The 20,261-nt window shown below is 32.8% G+C and carries 14 protein-coding genes; 11 read left to right on the top strand and 3 right to left on the bottom strand.

From position 1 onward, the window contains the following. Window positions 1–101: 101 nt before the first annotated feature. From glmS to TD29_RS10540, 3 genes are read right to left on the bottom strand one after another with little or no spacing between them, the layout of a single operon-like run. On the bottom strand, window positions 102–1,949 hold the full coding sequence (glmS, locus tag TD29_RS10550; protein WP_040280551.1) for a glutamine--fructose-6-phosphate transaminase (isomerizing): 1,848 nt from the start codon (window positions 1,947–1,949) through the stop codon (window positions 102–104). A gap of 6 nt (window positions 1,950–1,955) precedes the next feature. Continuing rightward, window positions 1,956–3,605 (bottom strand): DUF4270 domain-containing protein, encoded by a 1,650-nt coding sequence (locus TD29_RS10545; RefSeq protein WP_040280550.1) that lies wholly within the window; start codon window positions 3,603–3,605, stop codon window positions 1,956–1,958. 11 nt (window positions 3,606–3,616) lie between these two features. Then, window positions 3,617–4,426: a glycogen/starch synthase gene (locus TD29_RS10540; RefSeq protein ID WP_040280549.1), complete on the bottom strand. Its 810-nt coding sequence runs from the start codon at window positions 4,424–4,426 to the stop codon at window positions 3,617–3,619. Between the two features lie 109 nt (window positions 4,427–4,535). On the opposite strand from TD29_RS10540, the gene panC reads away from it, so the two are divergent. The 11 genes from panC (at window position 4,536) to TD29_RS10485 (ending at window position 20,249) form a co-directional block, all read left to right on the top strand. Continuing rightward, window positions 4,536–5,387, top strand: a complete 852-nt coding sequence (gene panC, locus TD29_RS10535; RefSeq protein ID WP_040280548.1) for a pantoate--beta-alanine ligase — start codon at window positions 4,536–4,538, stop codon at window positions 5,385–5,387. Window positions 5,388–5,400: 13 nt separating this feature from the next. Beyond that, window positions 5,401–5,751, top strand: a complete 351-nt coding sequence (gene panD, locus TD29_RS10530; RefSeq protein WP_040280546.1) for an aspartate 1-decarboxylase — start codon at window positions 5,401–5,403, stop codon at window positions 5,749–5,751. A gap of 3 nt (window positions 5,752–5,754) precedes the next feature. Then, window positions 5,755–6,708, top strand: a complete 954-nt coding sequence (locus TD29_RS10525; protein ID WP_040280545.1) for a lysylphosphatidylglycerol synthase transmembrane domain-containing protein — start codon at window positions 5,755–5,757, stop codon at window positions 6,706–6,708. A 36-nt stretch (window positions 6,709–6,744) separates the two neighbouring features. After that, window positions 6,745–7,887, top strand: coding sequence for an alpha/beta hydrolase (locus TD29_RS10520; protein WP_040280544.1), 1,143 nt, complete (start codon window positions 6,745–6,747; stop codon window positions 7,885–7,887). Window positions 7,888–7,976: 89 nt separating this feature from the next. Continuing rightward, window positions 7,977–9,158: an alpha/beta hydrolase gene (locus tag TD29_RS10515; RefSeq protein ID WP_052467077.1), complete on the top strand. Its 1,182-nt coding sequence runs from the start codon at window positions 7,977–7,979 to the stop codon at window positions 9,156–9,158. 196 nt (window positions 9,159–9,354) lie between these two features. Then, a complete protein-coding gene (gene radA / locus TD29_RS10510) occupies window positions 9,355–10,713 on the top strand; it encodes a DNA repair protein RadA (protein WP_040280543.1) in 1,359 nt (452 codons plus the stop codon). A 425-nt stretch (window positions 10,714–11,138) separates the two neighbouring features. Next, a complete protein-coding gene (locus TD29_RS10505) occupies window positions 11,139–14,981 on the top strand; it encodes a LamG-like jellyroll fold domain-containing protein (RefSeq protein ID WP_040280542.1) in 3,843 nt (1,280 codons plus the stop codon). 88 nt (window positions 14,982–15,069) lie between these two features. Further along, window positions 15,070–15,537, top strand: coding sequence for a hypothetical protein (locus TD29_RS10500; RefSeq protein ID WP_040280540.1), 468 nt, complete (start codon window positions 15,070–15,072; stop codon window positions 15,535–15,537). Window positions 15,538–15,540: 3 nt separating this feature from the next. After that, window positions 15,541–16,158, top strand: coding sequence for a hypothetical protein (locus TD29_RS10495; RefSeq protein ID WP_040280539.1), 618 nt, complete (start codon window positions 15,541–15,543; stop codon window positions 16,156–16,158). 301 nt (window positions 16,159–16,459) lie between these two features. Next, window positions 16,460–19,864 carry an isoleucine--tRNA ligase gene (gene ileS, locus TD29_RS10490; RefSeq protein WP_040280538.1) on the top strand — a complete coding sequence of 1,135 codons (3,405 nt, stop codon included), beginning with the start codon at window positions 16,460–16,462 and terminating at the stop codon, window positions 19,862–19,864. A 4-nt stretch (window positions 19,865–19,868) separates the two neighbouring features. Next, window positions 19,869–20,249 (top strand): TraR/DksA family transcriptional regulator, encoded by a 381-nt coding sequence (locus TD29_RS10485; RefSeq protein ID WP_040280537.1) that lies wholly within the window; start codon window positions 19,869–19,871, stop codon window positions 20,247–20,249. Window positions 20,250–20,261 lie beyond the last annotated feature (12 nt).

Genomic DNA, 20,261 nt, shown 5'->3' with positions numbered 1-20,261 from the left:
AACAAAAATCAAGGCAAATTCTTGAGTGATTCATAAAAATAAAAGCTGAAAATATGATTTCCATATTTTCAGCTTCATTTTTAACACTTATTAAGATGTGGTTATTCCACCGTAACTGCCTTTGCAAGATTGCGAGGTTGATCTACATTTTTACCTAACATTAATGCGATGTGATATGATAAAAGTTGTAAAGGAATAGTGGTTAATAAAGGAGTTAAAGACTCTATAGTTTCTGGAACTTCAATAACATGGTCTGCTAATTCTTTAACTTGTTTGTCTCCAACAGTTACGATTCCAATAATTTTACCTGATCGAGACTTTATTTCTTGGATATTACTCACAACTTTTTCATAATGTCCTTTTTTAGTGGCGATAACTACTATTGGCATATTTTCATCAATTAATGCAATAGGACCATGTTTCATTTCTGCAGCAGGATAGCCTTCAGCATGAATATAGGAAATTTCTTTAAGTTTTAAAGCGCCTTCTAGAGCGACTGGAAAATTATAACCTCTACCAAGATATAAGAAGTTTTTTGCATCTTTATAAATATCGGCTACAGTTTTAACATAAGCGTCAGATTCTAATGCGGTTTTTACTTTACCTGGAATCAATTCTAATTCTAATAAATGCGTTCTATAATCTGAACTTGAAATTGTTCCTTTTGCTCTTGCTAAACGTAGTGCAATTAATGATAAAACAGTAATTTGAGTGGTGAATGCTTTTGTTGATGCTACACCAATTTCTGGTCCAGCATGTGTATAAGCTCCTGCATCTGATTCTCTCGCAATAGATGATCCTACTACGTTACATACTCCAAATACAAATGCGCCTTTAGATTTAGCAAGTTTAATTGCGGCAAGCGTATCTGCTGTTTCTCCCGATTGAGAAATTGCTATTACGACGTCGTTTTCATTAATGATTGGGTTTCTGTATCTAAATTCAGAAGCATATTCAACTTCAACAGGAATACGAGCTAGATCTTCAAAAATGTATTCTGCTACTAATCCTGCATGCCAAGATGTACCACATGCTACAATAATAATTCTATTGGCATTAAGGAATTTTTTCATGTTATCCTCTACGCCAGCCATTTTAATTATGGCTTCATTTGATAACAAACGACCTCTAAAAGTATCTAATATAGCACTTGGCTGCTCATATATTTCTTTAAGCATAAAGTGTTCATAGCCTCCTTTTTCAATTTGTTCTAAATTTAATTGAAGTTCTTGTATATAGGGAGCAACTAAAGAGTCGTCTTTAATTTTTCTTATTTTTATTCCTTTATGACGTCTTACAACAGCCATTTCTTCGTCTTCTAAATAAATAGCATTTTTAGTATACTCAATAAAAGGTGAGGCATCACTAGCAATAAAAAATTCATCTTCACCAATTCCAATGGCAAGTGGACTTCCTAATCGTGCAACAACAATTTCATTTGGTTTGTTTTTGTCAAAAACAGCAATAGCATAGGCACCGACAACTTGATTTAGTGCTATTTGAACAGCTTTGCCTAATTTTGTTTTTTCTTTTTTCTTAACATCTTCAATAAGGTTGACTAAAACCTCTGTATCTGTATCTGATTTAAATGTGTAGCCACGTTTTATTAATTCTTTTTTTAGAGATTCGTAGTTTTCAATAATACCATTGTGAATGATAACCAAATCTCCAGAATTAGAATAGTGTGGATGAGAGTTAACATCATTTGGCACACCATGTGTTGCCCAACGTGTATGACCAATTCCTAGAGTTCCTGTAGTCGATATTTCTTTTTCAAGGCGTTCTTCTAAATCTGCAACTTTACCTTTTGTTTTTGATAATTTAATATCTGTGCCATCATAAAGTGCAATACCTGCACTGTCATAGCCTCTATATTCTAAGCGTTTTAACCCTTTGAGAATTATTGGGTATGCTTCTCTATGGCCAATATAGCCTACAATTCCACACATATTATTTTAGTTGTTTGGTTCTGTGAAAAATATTTCTAAATATAATTTTTTGTCTTCGTCGGTAGTGTTATTACCGTACAAAACGGTTCCTCTTGGTGACAAGATGGAGCTCGAAGGAACCTTGTCATTATCATCGCTAGGATTTAGGATGTCGTATTGTATAGAGTTACTTTCTAAATTAACATTAGCAGATACGGCTAAACCTAATTTAACATTTGTTGAGTCTCTAAGAATAAGATTGTTTAAGTGCTCTGTTATTCTTACTTTGTATCGTATGCCATCACCAGTTGCTTCACCGTTTTCTCTTTCTAATGGTACCAAATGAGAAAATATTGATACTTCTGGATTTGTTGTGTTGGAGTTGTCAAAGAAATAGTCTGTTAATGCAACGTTGTTATTCATATCATACAAGAATACGCGATTTGGTTCATCTCCACTTGCATTAACCTCATCTTGTTTTACATAAAAAACGAGATTAGCTTCATTGATAAGTTTCTTAGAACTTACAAAATTACCGTCATCATCAGTTTCAACAAATTCTTTCTTAAACAATTCAAAAGCGTTGTCTGTTAGATTGTCATCATCAATATCTTCTCCATTAAATAATTTTATTTCAGCAACAGAACCTTGACCACCTTTTAAGTATAGACTGGCATCACCAGTAGTTTCATTTCCGCTGGTTATCGAAAAATCATTTGATAAAAAGTTGACTCTATTACCGGTAAAACTATATGTGTAAGTTGTTTGGACTCTGTCTAATCCTTCTGTGAATGGATCTCTAGTGTAATAAATTGTAATGTTAGAAGAACTAGATGCCATGTTTAAAAGTATCATTTTACCTTCGGAAATATTTTGTTCTGCTTTAAAATAAAGTCCTCTAAAATAATTATTAAAATTATTGATGTTACTTAATTCACTCTCACCTGACATATCGATAATTTTTTCCTGCCAAAAAGTGTTGTCTTCAAATTTAATTCTAAAGGATGGAGCTAATCCATTGGTGACTTCAGTTTCTCCATCTTCTGTAGTTTCAGTTAAAATAATTTGATCAGCACTAGGATTAAAAAATATTTCTTCATGTAATAAGTTACTTTCTAATTGTGAAGCACTTATCATATCTGTACCAGTCGACATGTTGGCATAAAAACTCTGAGGCTCATTAATGGTTGATGCAGATGGGTCAAAGTCTCTTAAGAAATAATTGCTCTCATAAATTGATAAGTTCATTGTTCCTGAACCATATACTGAATCTAATTCGTATTGCGTTATTCCATCTTCATCAATGCCAATTGCACTACTAAAATATGGAATTGTCATAATTACTGAGTCTATCACTGGATTTCCCCCAAAGTCAGGATCTTGGAGGTTACCTCTTAATTGGGTTACAAAACTTGCTGTGCTAGTTCCGTAGCTAACTGTGGGATCTGTGTAAACACCTAAAAGGTTAGTAGGTAGTGCATTTGTTTGAACGGGATCTAATGCTTTAGTATAAGCAATCACGTCAAACAAACGTGAATTTGTATTAAAATGAGTTGCATTGCCGTTATTAATTATATCAGAGTCGATATTAGCAAAATCCTTGTCACAAGCAATAAATGATAAAAGCAAAACAGCAAGTAATGCTATTTGTCTCAGGGCAATTTTTATTTTTTTCATAAATTTATTTACTATTCTAAAACTTTAGTAGTGTAAAATTCGGTGTATTGATCTGCAAAATCTTCAATTGGAAAATAATCTAATACTGGTTTATCAGAAGCATCTAGATATTCGCTTAATTCTTTTGGTAAGTCGTTTGAACCTTTAATAAGGGCATCAGAGTTATCAATTGCAATCTTCATAAGATTGTTATAAGTAGGCTTGTCTAGATCTTTAATTTTGTCTTCATCAATGTTGTCAAATTTCACTTTATTAATCATGTTCTTATCTAACGCACCTTCAAAGGTTTGATTGTATACAGAGGTCACAATTTTACTTTCAGTAAATAATGGCTCGTTTTTGTAGAATTCTTTTAAGTATAACGGAAGTAAAGAAGCTAACCATCCATTAACATGAATAATATCTGGTGACCAATTCAACTTTTTTACGGTTTCAATTACACCTTTAGCAAAAAAGATGGCACGCTCATCATTATCACTAAAAAGCTTGCCGTCTTCATCAGTAAGCGTTGCTTTTCTTTTAAAGTATTCTTCGTTGTCAATAAAGTAAACTTGTATTCTTTCCTTCGGAATAGAGGCCACCTTTATAATTAATGGCATATCTAAATCATTGATAACTAAATTAATACCTGATAAGCGAATAACTTCATGAAGTTGATGTCTTCTTTCGTTAATGTTTCCGTAGCGAGGCATAAATATTCGTATTTGTCCACCTTGTTTGTTTACCATTTTTGGAGCTTCAAATGACATTGAAGAAATCTCGGTTTCTGGTAAATATGGTACAACTTCAGATGACACATACAATATTCTCTTATCTTTCATAAATCTTTCGTTTTAGGAATTAACGGTAAAAAACATGCAAAATTACAAAAATTTATGCTAATTGTCAGTAAAATATTAAGTTTGCACGCTGTTAAACTTTTGTTAGTGTATGAGAATATTTAAAAATAAAACAGACTTAATCGCTTACGTAGATACATTAAAGTCTAAAAAGAAAACCATTGGTTTTGTGCCAACTATGGGAGCGCTACATCAAGGTCATGCCTCATTAATTAATACAGGTTTGAGTGAAAATGATATTACTGTTGTGAGTATTTTTGTTAATCCTACACAGTTTGACAACCAAGAAGATCTTGTAAAATATCCAAGAACTTTAGATGACGATGTTGAGTTGTTGATGGCTATTTCCGAAGAAAAAATAATAGTTTATGCACCAACAGTGGAAGATATTTATGGAGGTAATGTTGCTTCTGCGTCGTTTTCCTTTAATGGTTTGGAGCATGAAATGGAAGGTCGTTTTAGAGAAGGTCATTTTGATGGTGTTGGTACAGTAGTGAAACGTCTTTTTGAAATTGTGAGACCTGATAAGGCTTATTTTGGAGAAAAAGATTTTCAGCAGTTAATGATTATAAAAACTCTAGTTGAGAACTATGATATCCCTGTAAAAGTTATTGGTTGTAAAATACACAGAGCAAAAGATGGCTTGGCTATGAGCTCTCGCAATGCAAGATTAAAATCAGAATATCGAGAAGCAGCTCCTTTTATTTATAAAACGCTTAAAATAGCCAAAGAACAATTTGGCACAAAAAGTGCTATTAAAGTAACAGAATGGGTTACTCAACAGTTTGCTGAGCATAATTTGTTAGACTTAGAGTATTTTATAATAGCAGATATTAAAACCCTGAAAACAGTAAAACGAAAATCAAACAAAAAATCATATAGAGCATTTATTGCTGTATATGCAGACGATATTAGACTTATAGATAATATCGCATTAAATTAATTATCTTTACCTCATGCAAATACAAGTTGTAAAATCGAAAATTCACCGTGTAAAAGTTACTGGTGCTGAGTTAAATTATATTGGTAGTATTACTATTGATGAAGATTTAATGGAAGCAGCAAATATTATACAAGGTGAGAAAGTTCAAATTGTTAATAATAATAATGGTGAGCGCCTTGAAACTTACTGTATTCCTGGTCCAAGAAATAGTGGTGAAATCACTTTAAATGGAGCAGCTGCTCGAAAAGTTGCTGTTGGAGACACGCTTATTTTAATCACTTATGCTTTTATGGATATTGAAGACGCTAAAGTGTTTAAGCCTTCATTAGTATTTCCTAATGAAGCTAACAATCTCTTGAATTAAGCTTTGAATACAAAGTCTGTAAAAATCCTAAAAATAATACTCCCTTTAGTGTTAGGGGTTTTGTTGATATGGTATTCTTTGTCTAAAATTTCAATTCATGAACTAATTGCTTATTTTAAAAATGCAAATTACACGTATATAGGTATTGGATTGGTTTTTGGGCTTTTAAGTCATTTATCTAGAGCTTATAGATGGAAGTTTATGATTGAGCCAATGGGTTATACCTTAAGATACCCAAACAGTATAATGGCTGTTTTTGCAACCTATTTAGTGAACTATACGATACCACGAGCTGGAGAAATTACAAGAGCAACTATTTTAACTAATTACGAGGGTGTGCCTTTTGAAAAGGGTTTTGGTACCATCGTAGCCGAACGAATTGCTGATATGGTCGTTATGTTAAGTATAGTAGCGGTTACATTGTTTTTAGAGTTTGATTTTATATATCAGTTTTTTACTGAAAGATTTGATCCTTTTAAGATAGTTATAGGTATTGTAGGCTTATGTGTTATGGCTTTACTTTTTTTCTTGTTTTTAAAAAAGAGTCAGTCAAAAATTGCATTTAAAGTGCGTTCATTTGTTACCGGAATGATTGAAGGTGTTTGTAGCATATTTAAGATGAAAAATAAATGGGCTTTTATTTTTCATACATGTTTTATTTGGGGCATGTATATTTTGATGTTTTATGTGACAACTTGGGCAATACCAGAAACTTCTAATTTGCCTTTAGCAGCTATTTTAATTGGATTTATATCAGCTAGTTTTAGCGTTGCGGCTACTAATGGAGGTATAGGTTCATATCCTGTAGCTGTATATGCTGCATTTTCTATATTTGCAATTGCTAAAGAGCCTAGTATTGCTTTTGGTTGGATTATGTGGTCATCACAAACGCTAATGATTATTGTGTTAGGTGGTTTGTCTTTAATTTATTTACCAATCTATAATAGAATTAAATAATTTTTTACCTTGCCTTAGTAATAAACTTTATACATCATGAATAAAATATTAATATTAATCTGTTTTGGGCTTTGCTTTCAAATAGCATCTTCGCAAGTGATTTATGAGACTATAGAATCTTCAAAACTTGGAGAATCAAGAGAGATTAAAATTCAACTGCCAAGAAATTATGATCCTGAAGGTGATATTTTATATCCATTAGTTGTTGTCTTAGATGGTGATTATTTGTTTGAACCTATGATTGGTAATGCAGATTATCATTCGTATTGGGGAGATATGCCAAAATCTATAGTTATAGGTGTTAACCAAGCAAAAACACGAAATGCAGATCTATCGTATAGTGATACTACTTATTTTCCGTCAGATGAAGGAGGCTCTCAGTTCTTTGAGTTTGTTGGTATGGAGTTGGTTCCTTTTATCAATGATAATTATTTGACGTCAGAATTTAGAATTGTAGTTGGACACGATCAAAGTGCTAATTTTTTAAATTATTGGTTGTTTAAAGAGGACCCTTTATTTAGAGGGTATATCGCTTTTAGTCCTGATTTATCGCCAGAAATGGTAAATCGTTTAAATGAAAAGCTTAGCATTACAACAGAAGATACATTTTATTATTTAGCCACAGCAGATAATGATGTTAGCGTTTTGAGAGAAGATATTGTAGCTTGTAATACGGCTTTAAGTGCTATAGATAATCCTAAGTTACATTATAGGTTCGATGATTTTACAGATGCAGATCATTATTCTCTTGTTGGTTTGGGGATACCTAAAGCTATTAATGAAATATTTGGTTTATATAAGCCTATTAATAGGCAAGAATATAAAGAAAAGGTTCTTACTTATGAAGAGGGTCCATTTGCCTATTTGATGAAAAAATATGAAGACATTGAATTTTTCTATGGGTTTGAAAAGAAAGTAGTTGAAAATGATTTGAGAGCTATTTTAGCAGCTGTAAAGAAAAAGGATGATCTAGAATCGATGAAAAGCCTCTCAAAACTTGCAAAAAATGAATATTCAGAATCTATGATTAGTGCCTACTATTCTGGGTTGTATTACGAAATGGCAGGTAATGATAGAAAAGCCTTGGTGCAGTATCAATCTGGTCTACTTTTAGAAGCCTCAGAATTTATTAACAAGGATATGCTTCTTGATAAAATTTACGACCTCCAAGAGAAATAATACCGCAATTTATGTATTTCATCGAATAAATTAGTATTTCAGCTTATTTTTAGGTAGTTTTACAGTCCCTTAATCAAAACCTACTTAAGATGAAGAATGCCTTACTTCTTGTCTTCTCAATATTATGTTGTGCGCAATCGTATGCACAAGTTACCTATGAGAAATTTGAATCACGACAGTTAAACTCAACAAGAGAATTAAAAATTAAATTGCCTGATAATTATGATCCTGAATCAGATTTAAAGCATCCAGTAATTATTGTTTTTGATGCCGAATATTTATTTGAGCCTGTTGCAGGACAAGTAAGTTATCAAACCTATTTTGATGAGATGCCAAAATCAATAATTGTAGGTATTATTCAAGGTGAAGAACGTTTTTATGATAGTTATTACGATGAGGTGTCTGGTCTTCCTTTTGAGTCTGGTGACCGTTTTTATAAGTTTATAGATCAAGAATTAATTCCATACATAGATTCTCAATACAACACTAGTAAATTTAAAGTTGCAGTTGGCCATGACTTAATGGGTAACTTTATTAACTCATTTTTGTTTCAAGACACTCCAGTATTTCAGGCTTATATAAACTTAAGTCCAGATTTTAAAGGTACAATGAACAAGAATGTAGCGCAACGATTAGAGTGGTTAGAAAATGATGTGTTTTACTATATGGCTACAGCAGATAAAGATATCAAGCCTATTAGAGATCGAATTAGAAACACTAACATCGATTTAAAAGTGCTTGATAATCAATACTTGACCTATTATTTTGATGATTTAGTAGGAGATTCTCATTACACATTGGTTAGTGGAGCTTTGTCTAAAGCTTTAGATAGAATATTTGAACTGTATAAGCCACTTGATGAAAAAGAATTGAAAGAAAAGGCGCTACCATATGAAGGTACTTTAGATACTTATATTGTAGATCGTTATAAGCGTATTGATGATCTCTTCGGAATTTCAAAGCCTATTTCCGAAGCAGAATTACAAGAGTTAATTAATATTGCCGATCAACGCGAAGATATCGAATCGGTCTATAAAATTGGAAAATTAGCCAATAAATTAAATCCAAGTTCTTCCTTTGGCACCTATTATATGGCACTTCATGCCGAGAAATTAGGTAAAACAAAAAAGGCTGTGAAACTATATGAATCTGCACTTACTTTAGACGAAATGTCTCATATAAATAGAGAATTTATCATGTCTCATGTAGAAGGTTTGAAGGTTGTAGAGGATGATACAGAAACTGAAGATGACGATGATGAAGAAAACTAAACTAAGCATATACTCGACAGATTATTTTTTTGTATTCCTATTTAGGAAAGTCAAAGTGTTATTTGGATCCAATTTGAGATCAAAATTACTTACGCTCAAAATATTTTCTATACTAAGTTTGTTCAAGGATATCAATTAAAAAATCTTAATTTAGCTGAAATTTTAACTGCGGAAGCCTATTTCCGAAGAACAAAAGATGGCTAAACTTAAAACAACATTTTTCTGCCAAAATTGTGGCACCCAATATTCTAAATGGCAAGGTCAATGTACAGCTTGTAAAGAATGGAATACAATCACAGAAGAGGTGATCCAAAAACCAGAAAAAAGTGATTGGAAAACACCAACCAATGTCACAAAAAGAACCTCAAAACCATTACTTATAAATGAGATTGATACCTCAAAAGAGGCGAGATTAAATACCGAAGATGGTGAATTTAATCGTGTGCTTGGAGGAGGTTTGGTTCCTGGATCATTAACACTTTTAGGAGGTGAACCAGGTATTGGGAAAAGTACATTATTACTTCAAATCTCATTAAAATTACCCTACAAAACGTTATATGTTTCTGGAGAAGAAAGCCAAAAGCAAATAAAAATGCGTGCCGAACGTATTGACTCTAGTGCAAACCATTGTTACATATTAACTGAAACTAAAACTCAAAATATATTTAAGCAAATAGAGACGCTAGAACCAGATATTGTGGTTATAGACTCTATTCAAACACTTCATAGCGATTATATTGAGTCGTCATCAGGAAGTATTTCTCAAATTAAAGAGTGTACGACAGAGCTTATAAAATTTGCGAAAGAAACAGCAACACCTGTAATTTTAATTGGGCACATTACAAAAGATGGTCATATAGCTGGACCAAAAATTTTAGAACACATGGTCGATACTGTGTTACAGTTTGAAGGAGATCGTAATCATGTATTTCGCATTTTACGAGCTAATAAAAACCGTTTTGGCTCTACTAATGAGCTAGGAATTTATGAAATGCAAGGGTCTGGTTTGAGAGAGGTTTCAAACCCTTCCGAACTTTTAATCTCTCAAAAAGACGAAGATTTATCTGGTAATGCTATTGCTGCGACCTTAGAAGGTATGCGCCCTTTAATGATTGAAGTACAGGCTTTAGTAAGTACAGCGGTTTATGGTACACCCCAAAGAAGTGCAACAGGTTTTAATGCTAAACGGCTTAATATGTTATTAGCAGTGCTTGAAAAACGTGCAGGTTTTAGGTTAGGAGCAAAAGATGTATTTTTAAATATTACTGGTGGTATAACGGTTGATGATCCTGCAATAGATTTGGCTGTAATTGCTGCCATTTTATCCTCAAACGAGGATGTTGCACTACAAAAAGATTTTTGTTTTGCTGCAGAAATTGGTCTATCTGGAGAAGTGCGTCCAGTTCAACGTGTTGAACAACGCATCTTGGAGGCTGAAAAACTTGGCTTTTCAACTATTTTTGTGTCTAAATACAACAAAATTTCTTTAAAAAATACAGCCATTAAAATTCAATTGATTTCTAAAATTGAAGATGTCGTTGATTTGATAATATAAATCAAATATTAGAGTTTGAAGTTTTAAATTAGGCTTTATAAAAGCACGTGTTTTCAATCATGATTAACATTGGTTTTATTATTTGCATAATAAACTATTTTAGATTTTACTTTGAGCTTGTTTTTTGATGTGTTATCGTTTATATAAAACTTCTCTCAGAATTTTATAACATCCCTTTTATTAGTTAATTCACCTCGCATTCTAGCGTGTTTTTTAGCATTTTGATTTTTACAATAGGCAATTCAACTGATTTCCTAAACATTTTATCTAATATACATATTGTCTAATATTCATACTAACAACTAATGCGTAATATTGTATGTGTTATGAGATGAATTGCACGACGTAATTTGTTACATAACAAGATGTCCCTCTCAAAAATCTACCTGGCTAATAAATTGGTCATTAAAATTAACCATTGCATAATGAAGCAAAAATTACTACATATAGTATTTTTTCTAATACTTTTTACGATACCACAATTTTCTTTTACTCAAGATACAGATGGTGATACTATTGTTGATTCTATGGATGAAGATTCAGATAATGATGGTATTCTAGATAGTCTCGAAAAAGGAAACTCTACAGTGACTACTAACGAGTGTGGTAGTGAAGAGAATTTTGATTTTAGTAATCTACCCACAGAGATAGTAGGTGATAATAATATTAATACATTATTAGATGGTGAGGTTTTTAGATTTGCCGCTATCGCACCAGGAGTAGATGGTCTTCTGTCAATAAACTCTAGAGTAAATGCTACCTGTCCTTTATTAGATGATAACTCATCTCAAGTAGAATATTTAAAACCAGGTGTTACCTGTGGTAGTTTATCAAATGGCCAAGAAGGATATATTGAGTTTAATCTGGAGTTTGTATCTGCAGGAACAACCAACCCTATTGTTATACCTGAGTTTTTCATCAATTTAAATGATATTGATGGTGATAGTCAAAAGGCTGAAATTATTAGAATCCCAGTGCCTTACAGTTACGTTGTTGATAATCCAACAGATGTGACTATAACTCAAGAAAACGATTTTTTAATCGCTACCTCAGGTTATACGAACTACCAAGGGACTTCTAGTGCATTTTCTACAATTAATGTAAAAGCTCGTTATTTTGATAAATCTAATTTGACCTTTCAAATGGGAATTTTGGCTAGAGCTAATATTAATAACTTAGTAAGATATTTTAGTTTAGAATTCTCATGTGTTAATAATTTTACAGACCCTCAAATTTCGTTTAGTGATGCAGATAACGATGGTATTTCAAACTATAGAGATATTGATAGTGACAACGATGGTATACCAGATAATGTAGAAGCGCAATCTACTGTTGGGTATGTACAGCCTTCTGGAACTTTTTCAAGTACAGGAGTAGATGCTAACTATACAGGAGGTTTAACTCCTATAGATACAGATGGTGATGGAATTCCAGATTTTCTCGATACAGATTCTGATAATGATGGTACACCAGATATTTTAGAAAACGGATTAGCAAACTCAGTTTCTGGAAATGATGACGATAACGATGGATTAGATAATAATTTCGAAATTGGCAGTCCAAATGATCCTGTTTTTGATGTTAATGAAAGTATTAGCAACCCTTCAACTCAATTACCAGATGCAGATAGTGATGTTTTAGCAGGAGGAGATGTTGATTATCGCGATTTGTTTGATGTCAATCCAACATCAAATGCACAATTAGATTTTGATGGTGAAGATGATTATCTAACCGTAGATGGTTTTGTTGATGGGTTAGATCAAGTTACAATAATGACTTGGGCTAAAATTGATAATACAGCTTCTGGTACAATGACAATAGCAGGAGAAGACCTCAGTTGTAGACTATATATTGAGAATGGTAATACCATTGGGTTCTTAACAAAAACCGTAGGAAATACAACACGTTCGGTAACAAGTGCAACAATAAACAAAGGCGAATGGCATCATATAACAGGTGTTTTTTCTTCCTTAACTGGACGAAATGAGTTGTATATTGATGGTGAGTTAGTAGGTTTTAATACTGGATCTACTGGTGCAAATATTGAGGTCACTTCAAATACTAATGGCGCTTTTGAAATTGGACGACGTTCAAGTAATTTAAGTAATAAAGAATATTTTAAAGGAGAATTAGATGAGGTAAGAGTTTTTAATAAAGCGTTATCTGCTACTCAAATTCAGCAAATGGTGTTTCAAGAGATTTCTAATGTCTCCGGAAATCTTAGAGGGACATTAATAGATAAAGACATTATAGATTATTCTAATTCAAACAATGTGTTATGGTCTAACCTTTTAGCGTATTATCCAATGTCTGAAATTAAGGGTAATACTATTGATGATTATTCTGCATACGGAAGATCACTTAAAGTTACCAATATTTCATCTGTACAATTGCAAACGGCTCCAATGCCTTTTCAAACAATTGCTAATGGAGATTGGAGTGCTCAAAACACATGGTTACATGGTGATATTTGGGATATTGAAAATGCTGTAACAAATAAAGATTGGAGTATCGTTCACATTAAAAATGAAGTTACATCTACAAATTCTCATACCAACCTAGGGTTGTTTATTGATGCAAATCAAAAATTAACAATTAATGGAGACCACAAAGTTGATAATACGTGGTATTTTGAACTCAATGGAACTTTAGACTTACAAGATGATTCACAATTAATTCAAGGAAATCATAGCGATTTAGTAACATCATCTGTTGGTAAAATATTAAGACGACAAGAAGGTGCGTCTAGTGTTTATTGGTATAATTATTGGGCTTCTCCAGTTGGCGCTGCAAGTGCATCAACATTAACAGATAATAATACAAGTTCAAGCAATACTAACAACTCCAATTATAAATTAAACTTACTCAAAAAAGGTGATGGTAGTAACATCCAATTTACTACGGCACATGATGAAGTTGGTAAAGTAAGTACACGATGGACTTATCTCTACGAAAACGGAGTGACTTATAATGACTATGTTTCAATAGATGGCAATACAAATATCCAACCAGGAGTAGGATATACACAAAAAGGAACAGGAAACTCTGGTAGTGAGCAACAATACATTTTTGAAGGAAAGCCAAATAATGGAACCATACTAGTAAATGTTACAGACACTGGTGGAAGCGGTTCTGTTCCTGGAGTTTCTAGAACAGATTATCTGCTAGGTAACCCATACCCTTCGGCAATAGATCTAGATAAATTCATTTTAGATAATGCAGGAATAACCATTGCTGGTCCTATTAATTTATGGCAACAATGGAGTGGGAACTCACATTATTTAGATGAATATAATGGTGGTTATGCAACATATACATTATCAGGCTCAGTCAGAGCATCACAATTCGTAGGTTTTGATGGTGGAAACAGTGGTGGAGAAGAAGGGACTAAGTTGCCAACAAGATATCTTCCGGTTGGTCAAGGTTTTACAACCGAAATAATTGCTAATGGAAATGTGATATTTAGCAACAGTCAACGTGTTTTTGTTAAAGAAGCAGATGCAGATGGAACTTCAGATAATGGCTCAGTGTTTTTAAGAACCAGCGAGAATACTCAAGACGGTTCAATTTCCGAAGAACATGTGATGCAAAAAATACGTTTAGAGTTTAATTCTGTTAATGGTCCTGCAGCTAGACGAGAATTACTATTAGCGTTTAGTGATATTACAACAGACGACTTTGATTACGGTTATGAAGCAGGAAATTCTGGTGTAGGTGATGATGATATGAGTTTAGTTTTAGATGATCAACTTATGCTCATACAAGCTTATGCTCCAATTGTAGATGATAAGGTTGTACCATTAGTAATTAAAACCTCGGGAGCTTACAATTACACTATAAAAATTACAGATCTTGTTAATTTTGATGACGATCAAGATGTATATATAAAAGATAACGTCACAGGAGAAACGTTTGACTTAAGAAACAATGACGCTTATGAGTTTTCTTCGGAAAGTGGAACTTTCAACAACAGGTTTGAAATTGTATTTCAACCAGGAGAAGCATTGTCTACAGTAGATCAAGATTACCAATATAACTTGATTTATTTCAATACAAGCACCAATAAATTGTATGCAAAAGGACTTCAAAAAAATGTTGAGCATGTGCAAATTATTAATATGTTGGGACAAACCGTTCAAGAATTTAGAGATGTAGATTACCAAGATTTAAATAATGGTTTACAACTTAATACATTATCAACAGGAACTTATGTAGCGTATTTTAAAACCGAAAACGGCATAAAAACCAAAAAGATTTTAGCGCAGTAAGTTGATAATTATAAAACATAAAAAAAGCCTATTCTGTTTTTACAGTGTAGGCTTTTTTATTTGGAAACCATTTTATTAACTTCGTGATATGAGAAATACAATTGCAATACTAGTACTTACATTGATTTTTGTTTCCTGCGGAACAAAAACTAAAAAATCAACTGATACGATTATCAATACAACAAAGATTTATGTCTCTAAAATTGATAATAATAAAACTTTAAAAGAAGAATTTACCGAAGGTGCACTCACCGATGAGAAAGGATTTGAAGATATTGGTACATTTAAATACTCAGTGCTTTTTGATAAAGATAGCAAAGAGCTTTTCAGAATAAAAAATGTTGAAATATCTAAAAACACAGTTACAGAATATTATTATTTTCAAAATCATAAATTGGTTTATATAGTCTCATCAACTCCCAATCAAAACGATAAAAAAATCTATACAAATGGCGATAAAAAAGTAGTATCATCATCTAATGCAAGTGATGATGAGGTGAAATTGCTTTTACAAAAAGCAAAGCGTTTTAAAAAATCGTTTTATAGACAAGAGTAACACATGAAGATATTTTTATTATTTCTATTCATACTAGTACCAACAACGATTTTTGCTGAAAATTCAATTAAAGCATTAGATGCTTACGAAGAGGCAACTATTCATTTTCATGATGGGACTTCTATAAGAGGTTATGCTAAAATCACATTTAATTCATCTGTTAAGTTTAAAGTTACCGAAGACAGAGAACCAGAAGCATGGACAGAGTTAATGATAAAAGGCGTTACTTTTCATAGAGCGATTGATGATATTGATTTTTTATATGTAAAGCTTGAGAAAGTAAAAACACCTTTGCTTTTAGAAGTTATAGAATTAGGAGAAATATCAATTTTTGTAGATGTAAGCTCTAATTGGATTTCAGCAAATCATTCTACAAACGAAACAGGTATGTTGCATACAGTTACTAGTATTCAAAATACAACCTATAGTTTTTTTCTAAAAAAAGAAAGTGAAAAGGAGGCTATTAGACTTTTTGGGATATTCAATTTCAAAAAAAAGGCAATAAAATTTTTTGAAAATTGTCCTCAAATCGTAGATCGGCTTAATGAAAAAAAATACAAACGAGGAAATATTATAGAAATGGTCTATTACTACAATGACTATTGTGCAGCTCTTGATTAAACACAAAAAATAATTTCAAATTTTATGTGACTTTTTAAAGATATCTGTGTCCTAATATTGAACACAAAAAGTCATATAAAAAATGAAAAACACCAAAAGAATTATATCTTTAATTGCACTCCTAATAGCATTAAAAATAATTTTCTTTTAATAAATTTTAAACGATAGAATGACACAAATTAAATCTATCGTTATAAACAACAATTCCTTGTTCCCTACGCATCGCCTTTTTTGCCTTAAATAACCTCAATAATTTTACCAAAATTCCTTAATTTCGCGACTCGACTAGAATATAGATATCATGAGCGCGAAATTTACTGAATATAAAGGACTTGACTTGCCAAAAGTTGCAGAAGACATTCTTAACTATTGGGAAGAAAACAACATATTTGAAAAAAGTATTTCCACTAGAGAAGGCAATGAGCCTTACGTGTTTTTTGAAGGACCACCTTCAGCAAATGGATTACCTGGAGTACACCACGTTTTAGCACGTGCTATCAAAGATATTTTTCCGCGTTACAAAACCATGAAAGGATTCCAAGTAAAGCGTAAAGCAGGTTGGGATACTCATGGATTACCTATAGAGCTTGGAGTTGAAAAAGAATTAGGTATTACCAAAGAAGATATTGGTAAAACCATTTCTGTAGAAGACTACAACGCAGCGTGTCGTAAGGCAGTGATGCGTTATACAGACGTTTGGAACGACCTCACACAAAAAATGGGCTATTGGGTAAATATGGACGATCCATACATTACCTACGACCCAAAATACATGGAAAGCGTGTGGTGGTTGCTCAAAGAAATATATAACAAAAGCTTACTTTATAAAGGCTACACCATACAACCATACTCGCCAAAAGCAGGTACTGGTTTAAGTTCTCATGAGTTAAACCAACCAGGAACCTATCAAGATGTTACAGATACAACGGTTGTCGCTCAATTTAAAGCTAATGCAGATTCGTTACCAGACTTTTTACAAAACGAAGGTGATATCTATTTCTTAGCCTGGACGACAACACCTTGGACCTTGCCAAGTAATACAGCGCTTACCGTTGGACCAAAAATTGAATACGTTTTAGTAGAAACCTACAATCAGTATACGTTTAAGCCAATGAATGTGGTATTGGCTAAAAAACTAGTGAATTATCAATTCTCCGGAAAGTTTAATTTAGTAGACGATAAAGCTGCTTTATTAGACTATAAATCTGGTGACAAAAAAATACCATACTACGTTGTTAAAGAATTTGTAGGTAACGATTTAGTTGGCATTACTTACGAACAGTTATTGCCTTACGCACTTCCAAACGATAACCCTGAAAATGCATTTAGAATCATTACAGGAGATTTCGTAACAACCGAAGATGGTACAGGAATCGTACACACAGCACCTACTTTTGGAGCAGATGATGCCTTGGTTGCAAAACAAGCCACACCAGAAATTCCGCCACTTTTAGTAAAAGATGAGAACGATAACTTGGTGCCTCTTGTAGATTTACAAGGTCGTTTTAGACCAGAACTAGGTGAGTTTGCTGGTAAGTACGTAAAAAATGAATACTATAATGATGGTGAAGCACCAGAGCGTTCAATAGATGTTGAGCTTGCCATTAAATTAAAAGAAGAAAATAAAGCCTTTAAGGTTGAAAAATACAAACACAGTTACCCAAATTGTTGGCGTACAGATAAACCAATTTTATACTATCCGTTAGATTCATGGTTCATTAAGGTGACAGATGTGAAAGAACGTATGGTTGAACTAAATGATACCATAAACTGGAAACCAAAATCTACTGGTACTGGTCGCTTCGGAAATTGGCTAGCAAATGCCAATGATTGGAATTTATCAAGATCTCGTTATTGGGGAATTCCGTTGCCAATTTGGAGAACAGAAGATGGAACTGAAGAAATTTGTATAGGTTCTGTAGAGGAATTAAAATCGGAAATGGCAAAAGCCGTTGCTGCAGGAGTACTAGATAAAGATATTTTTGACGATTTTGAAGTTGGCAACTTTTCCGAAGAAAACTATGCGAAAATAGATTTACATAAAAATATTGTTGATGATATTATTTTGGTGTCAACAAACGGTCAACCAATGACACGCGAGAGCGATTTGATTGATGTATGGTTTGACTCTGGTTCTATGCCTTATGCGCAATGGCATTACCCTTTCGAAAATAAAGAATTAATAGATGATCATAAATCGTACCCAGCAGATTTTATAGCAGAAGGTGTAGATCAAACTCGTGGATGGTTCTATACATTACATGCTATTGGTACTATGGTTTTTGATTCTGTAGCGTATAAAAATGTAGTGTCTAATGGATTGGTTTTAGATAAAAACGGACAAAAAATGTCCAAACGTCTTGGTAACGCAACAGATCCATTTACAACTTTAGATACTTATGGAGCCGATGCTACACGTTGGTATATGATCATGAATGCCAACCCTTGGGACAATTTAAAATTTGATCTCGATGGTATTGAGGAGGTAAAACGTAAGTTTTTTGGGACATTATATAACACGTATTCATTCTTTACGTTGTACACCAATTTAGATAAATTTACTTACAGTGAAGAGGATATTCCTCTAGCTGAACGTCCAGAAATTGACCGTTGGATTTTGTCAGAATTACATACATTAATTCAAAAAGTAGATGCTTTTTATGCTGAATACGAACCAACAAAGGCTGCGCGAGCAATTTCAGAATTTACTCAAGATTATGTGAGTAACTGGTTTGTGCGTTTAAGTAGAAGACGTTTCTGGAAAGGTGATTATGAAACCGATAAAATTTCGGCATACCAAACACTCTACACGTGTATGGTAACTATTGCTAAGTTAGGAGCACCAATTGCACCTTTCTTTATGGATAGACTTTACTTAGATTTAACACAGGTGTCACACAAAGAAAACTTTGAGAGTGTACATTTGGCTGACTTCCCAGTGTATGATGAATCATATGTGGATAAGAGTTTAGAACGTAAAATGGAAAGTGCGCAAACCATTTCTTCTTTAGTGTTGTCATTAAGAGCTAAGGAGAAAATTAAAGTGCGACAACCATTACAAAAAATCATGATTCCTATTGATTCTAATGAGCAAAAGGAAGAGATTATGGCAGTTGCAGACTTAATTAAGTCTGAGGTTAATGTAAAAGCAGTTGAGGTTTTAGAAGATGCAAGTGATATATTAGTAAAACAAATAAAACCTAATTTTAAAGTATTAGGACCTCGTTTTGGGCAAGATATGAAAGCTGTGGCTCAGGTAGTTAACAGTTTTACGGCTGATGATATTAAAAAAATCGAGCAAAACGGTGTTTTAGATGTTGAAATCAACGGAAAAAGTATTACATTAGAACTGTCTGATGTTGAGATCACATCAAAAGATATTGAAGGATGGCTCGTGGCAAGTTCAGGAGCATTAACAGTAGCTTTAGATGTTACATTAACAGAGGATTTGAAAAAAGAAGGAATTGCAAGAGAGCTCGTAAATAGAATTCAAAACTTGCGTAAAGATTCTGGATTTGAATTAACCGATAGAATTAGTGTTCAGTTTCAAAAAGATGCGCAGATTGAAAATGCTATAGAAACTAATATTGATTATATCAAAACCGAAACTTTAACCGATAAGTTAGATATTTTAGAAACTTTAGATACTGGTATAGAAATTGCTTTTGATGATGTAAATACCAAACTATCTATTCAAAAATTATAAAATTATGGCAAGCGATAACACAGTTAGATATTCCGATAAAGAACTCGATGAATTTAAAGTTCTTATTTTAGAGAAGATAGAAAAAGCAAAACACGATTTAGATCTCATCAAAAGTTCTTATATGAATGATGGAAACAACGGTACAGATGATACTTCTCCAACATTTAAAGCCTTTGATGAAGGTAGTGCTGTAATGAGCAAAGAGTCTAATTCTCAATTGGCAATACGACAAGAAAAGTTTATTAGAGATCTTAAAAACGCTTTAATTCGTATAGAAAACAAAAGTTATGGTGTGTGTCGAGTTACAGGTAAACTCATTAATAAAAAGCGCTTAGAATTGGTGCCACATGCCACTTTAAGTATCGAAGCCAAAAATATGCAGTAGTTTATTTTCTTC

The sequence above is a fragment of the Psychroserpens damuponensis genome (assembly GCF_000826655.1).
In the GTDB taxonomy this organism is placed as follows: Bacteria; Bacteroidota; Bacteroidia; order Flavobacteriales; family Flavobacteriaceae; genus Psychroserpens; species Psychroserpens damuponensis.
The sequence above is the reverse complement of the archived record's forward strand: the minus strand, read 5'-3'. Positions and strand labels throughout refer to the sequence as shown.

Bases quoted from the DNA above. Each gene is read 5' to 3' on its own strand.
- glmS (WP_040280551.1), bottom strand. From the start codon at position 1,949: ATGTGTGGAATTGTAGGCTATATTGGCCATAGAGAAGCATACCCAATA.
- TD29_RS10545 (WP_040280550.1), bottom strand. From the start codon at position 3,605: ATGAAAAAAATAAAAATTGCCCTGAGACAAATAGCATTACTTGCTGTT.
- TD29_RS10540 (WP_040280549.1), bottom strand. From the start codon at position 4,426: ATGAAAGATAAGAGAATATTGTATGTGTCATCTGAAGTTGTACCATAT.
- panC (WP_040280548.1), top strand. From the start codon at position 4,536: ATGAGAATATTTAAAAATAAAACAGACTTAATCGCTTACGTAGATACA.
- panD (WP_040280546.1), top strand. From the start codon at position 5,401: ATGCAAATACAAGTTGTAAAATCGAAAATTCACCGTGTAAAAGTTACT.
- TD29_RS10520 (WP_040280544.1), top strand. From the start codon at position 6,745: ATGAATAAAATATTAATATTAATCTGTTTTGGGCTTTGCTTTCAAATA.
- TD29_RS10515 (WP_052467077.1), top strand. From the start codon at position 7,977: ATGAAGAATGCCTTACTTCTTGTCTTCTCAATATTATGTTGTGCGCAA.
- radA (WP_040280543.1), top strand. From the start codon at position 9,355: ATGGCTAAACTTAAAACAACATTTTTCTGCCAAAATTGTGGCACCCAA.
- TD29_RS10505 (WP_040280542.1), top strand. From the start codon at position 11,139: ATGAAGCAAAAATTACTACATATAGTATTTTTTCTAATACTTTTTACG.
- TD29_RS10500 (WP_040280540.1), top strand. From the start codon at position 15,070: ATGAGAAATACAATTGCAATACTAGTACTTACATTGATTTTTGTTTCC.
- TD29_RS10495 (WP_040280539.1), top strand. From the start codon at position 15,541: ATGAAGATATTTTTATTATTTCTATTCATACTAGTACCAACAACGATT.
- ileS (WP_040280538.1), top strand. From the start codon at position 16,460: ATGAGCGCGAAATTTACTGAATATAAAGGACTTGACTTGCCAAAAGTT.
- TD29_RS10485 (WP_040280537.1), top strand. From the start codon at position 19,869: ATGGCAAGCGATAACACAGTTAGATATTCCGATAAAGAACTCGATGAA.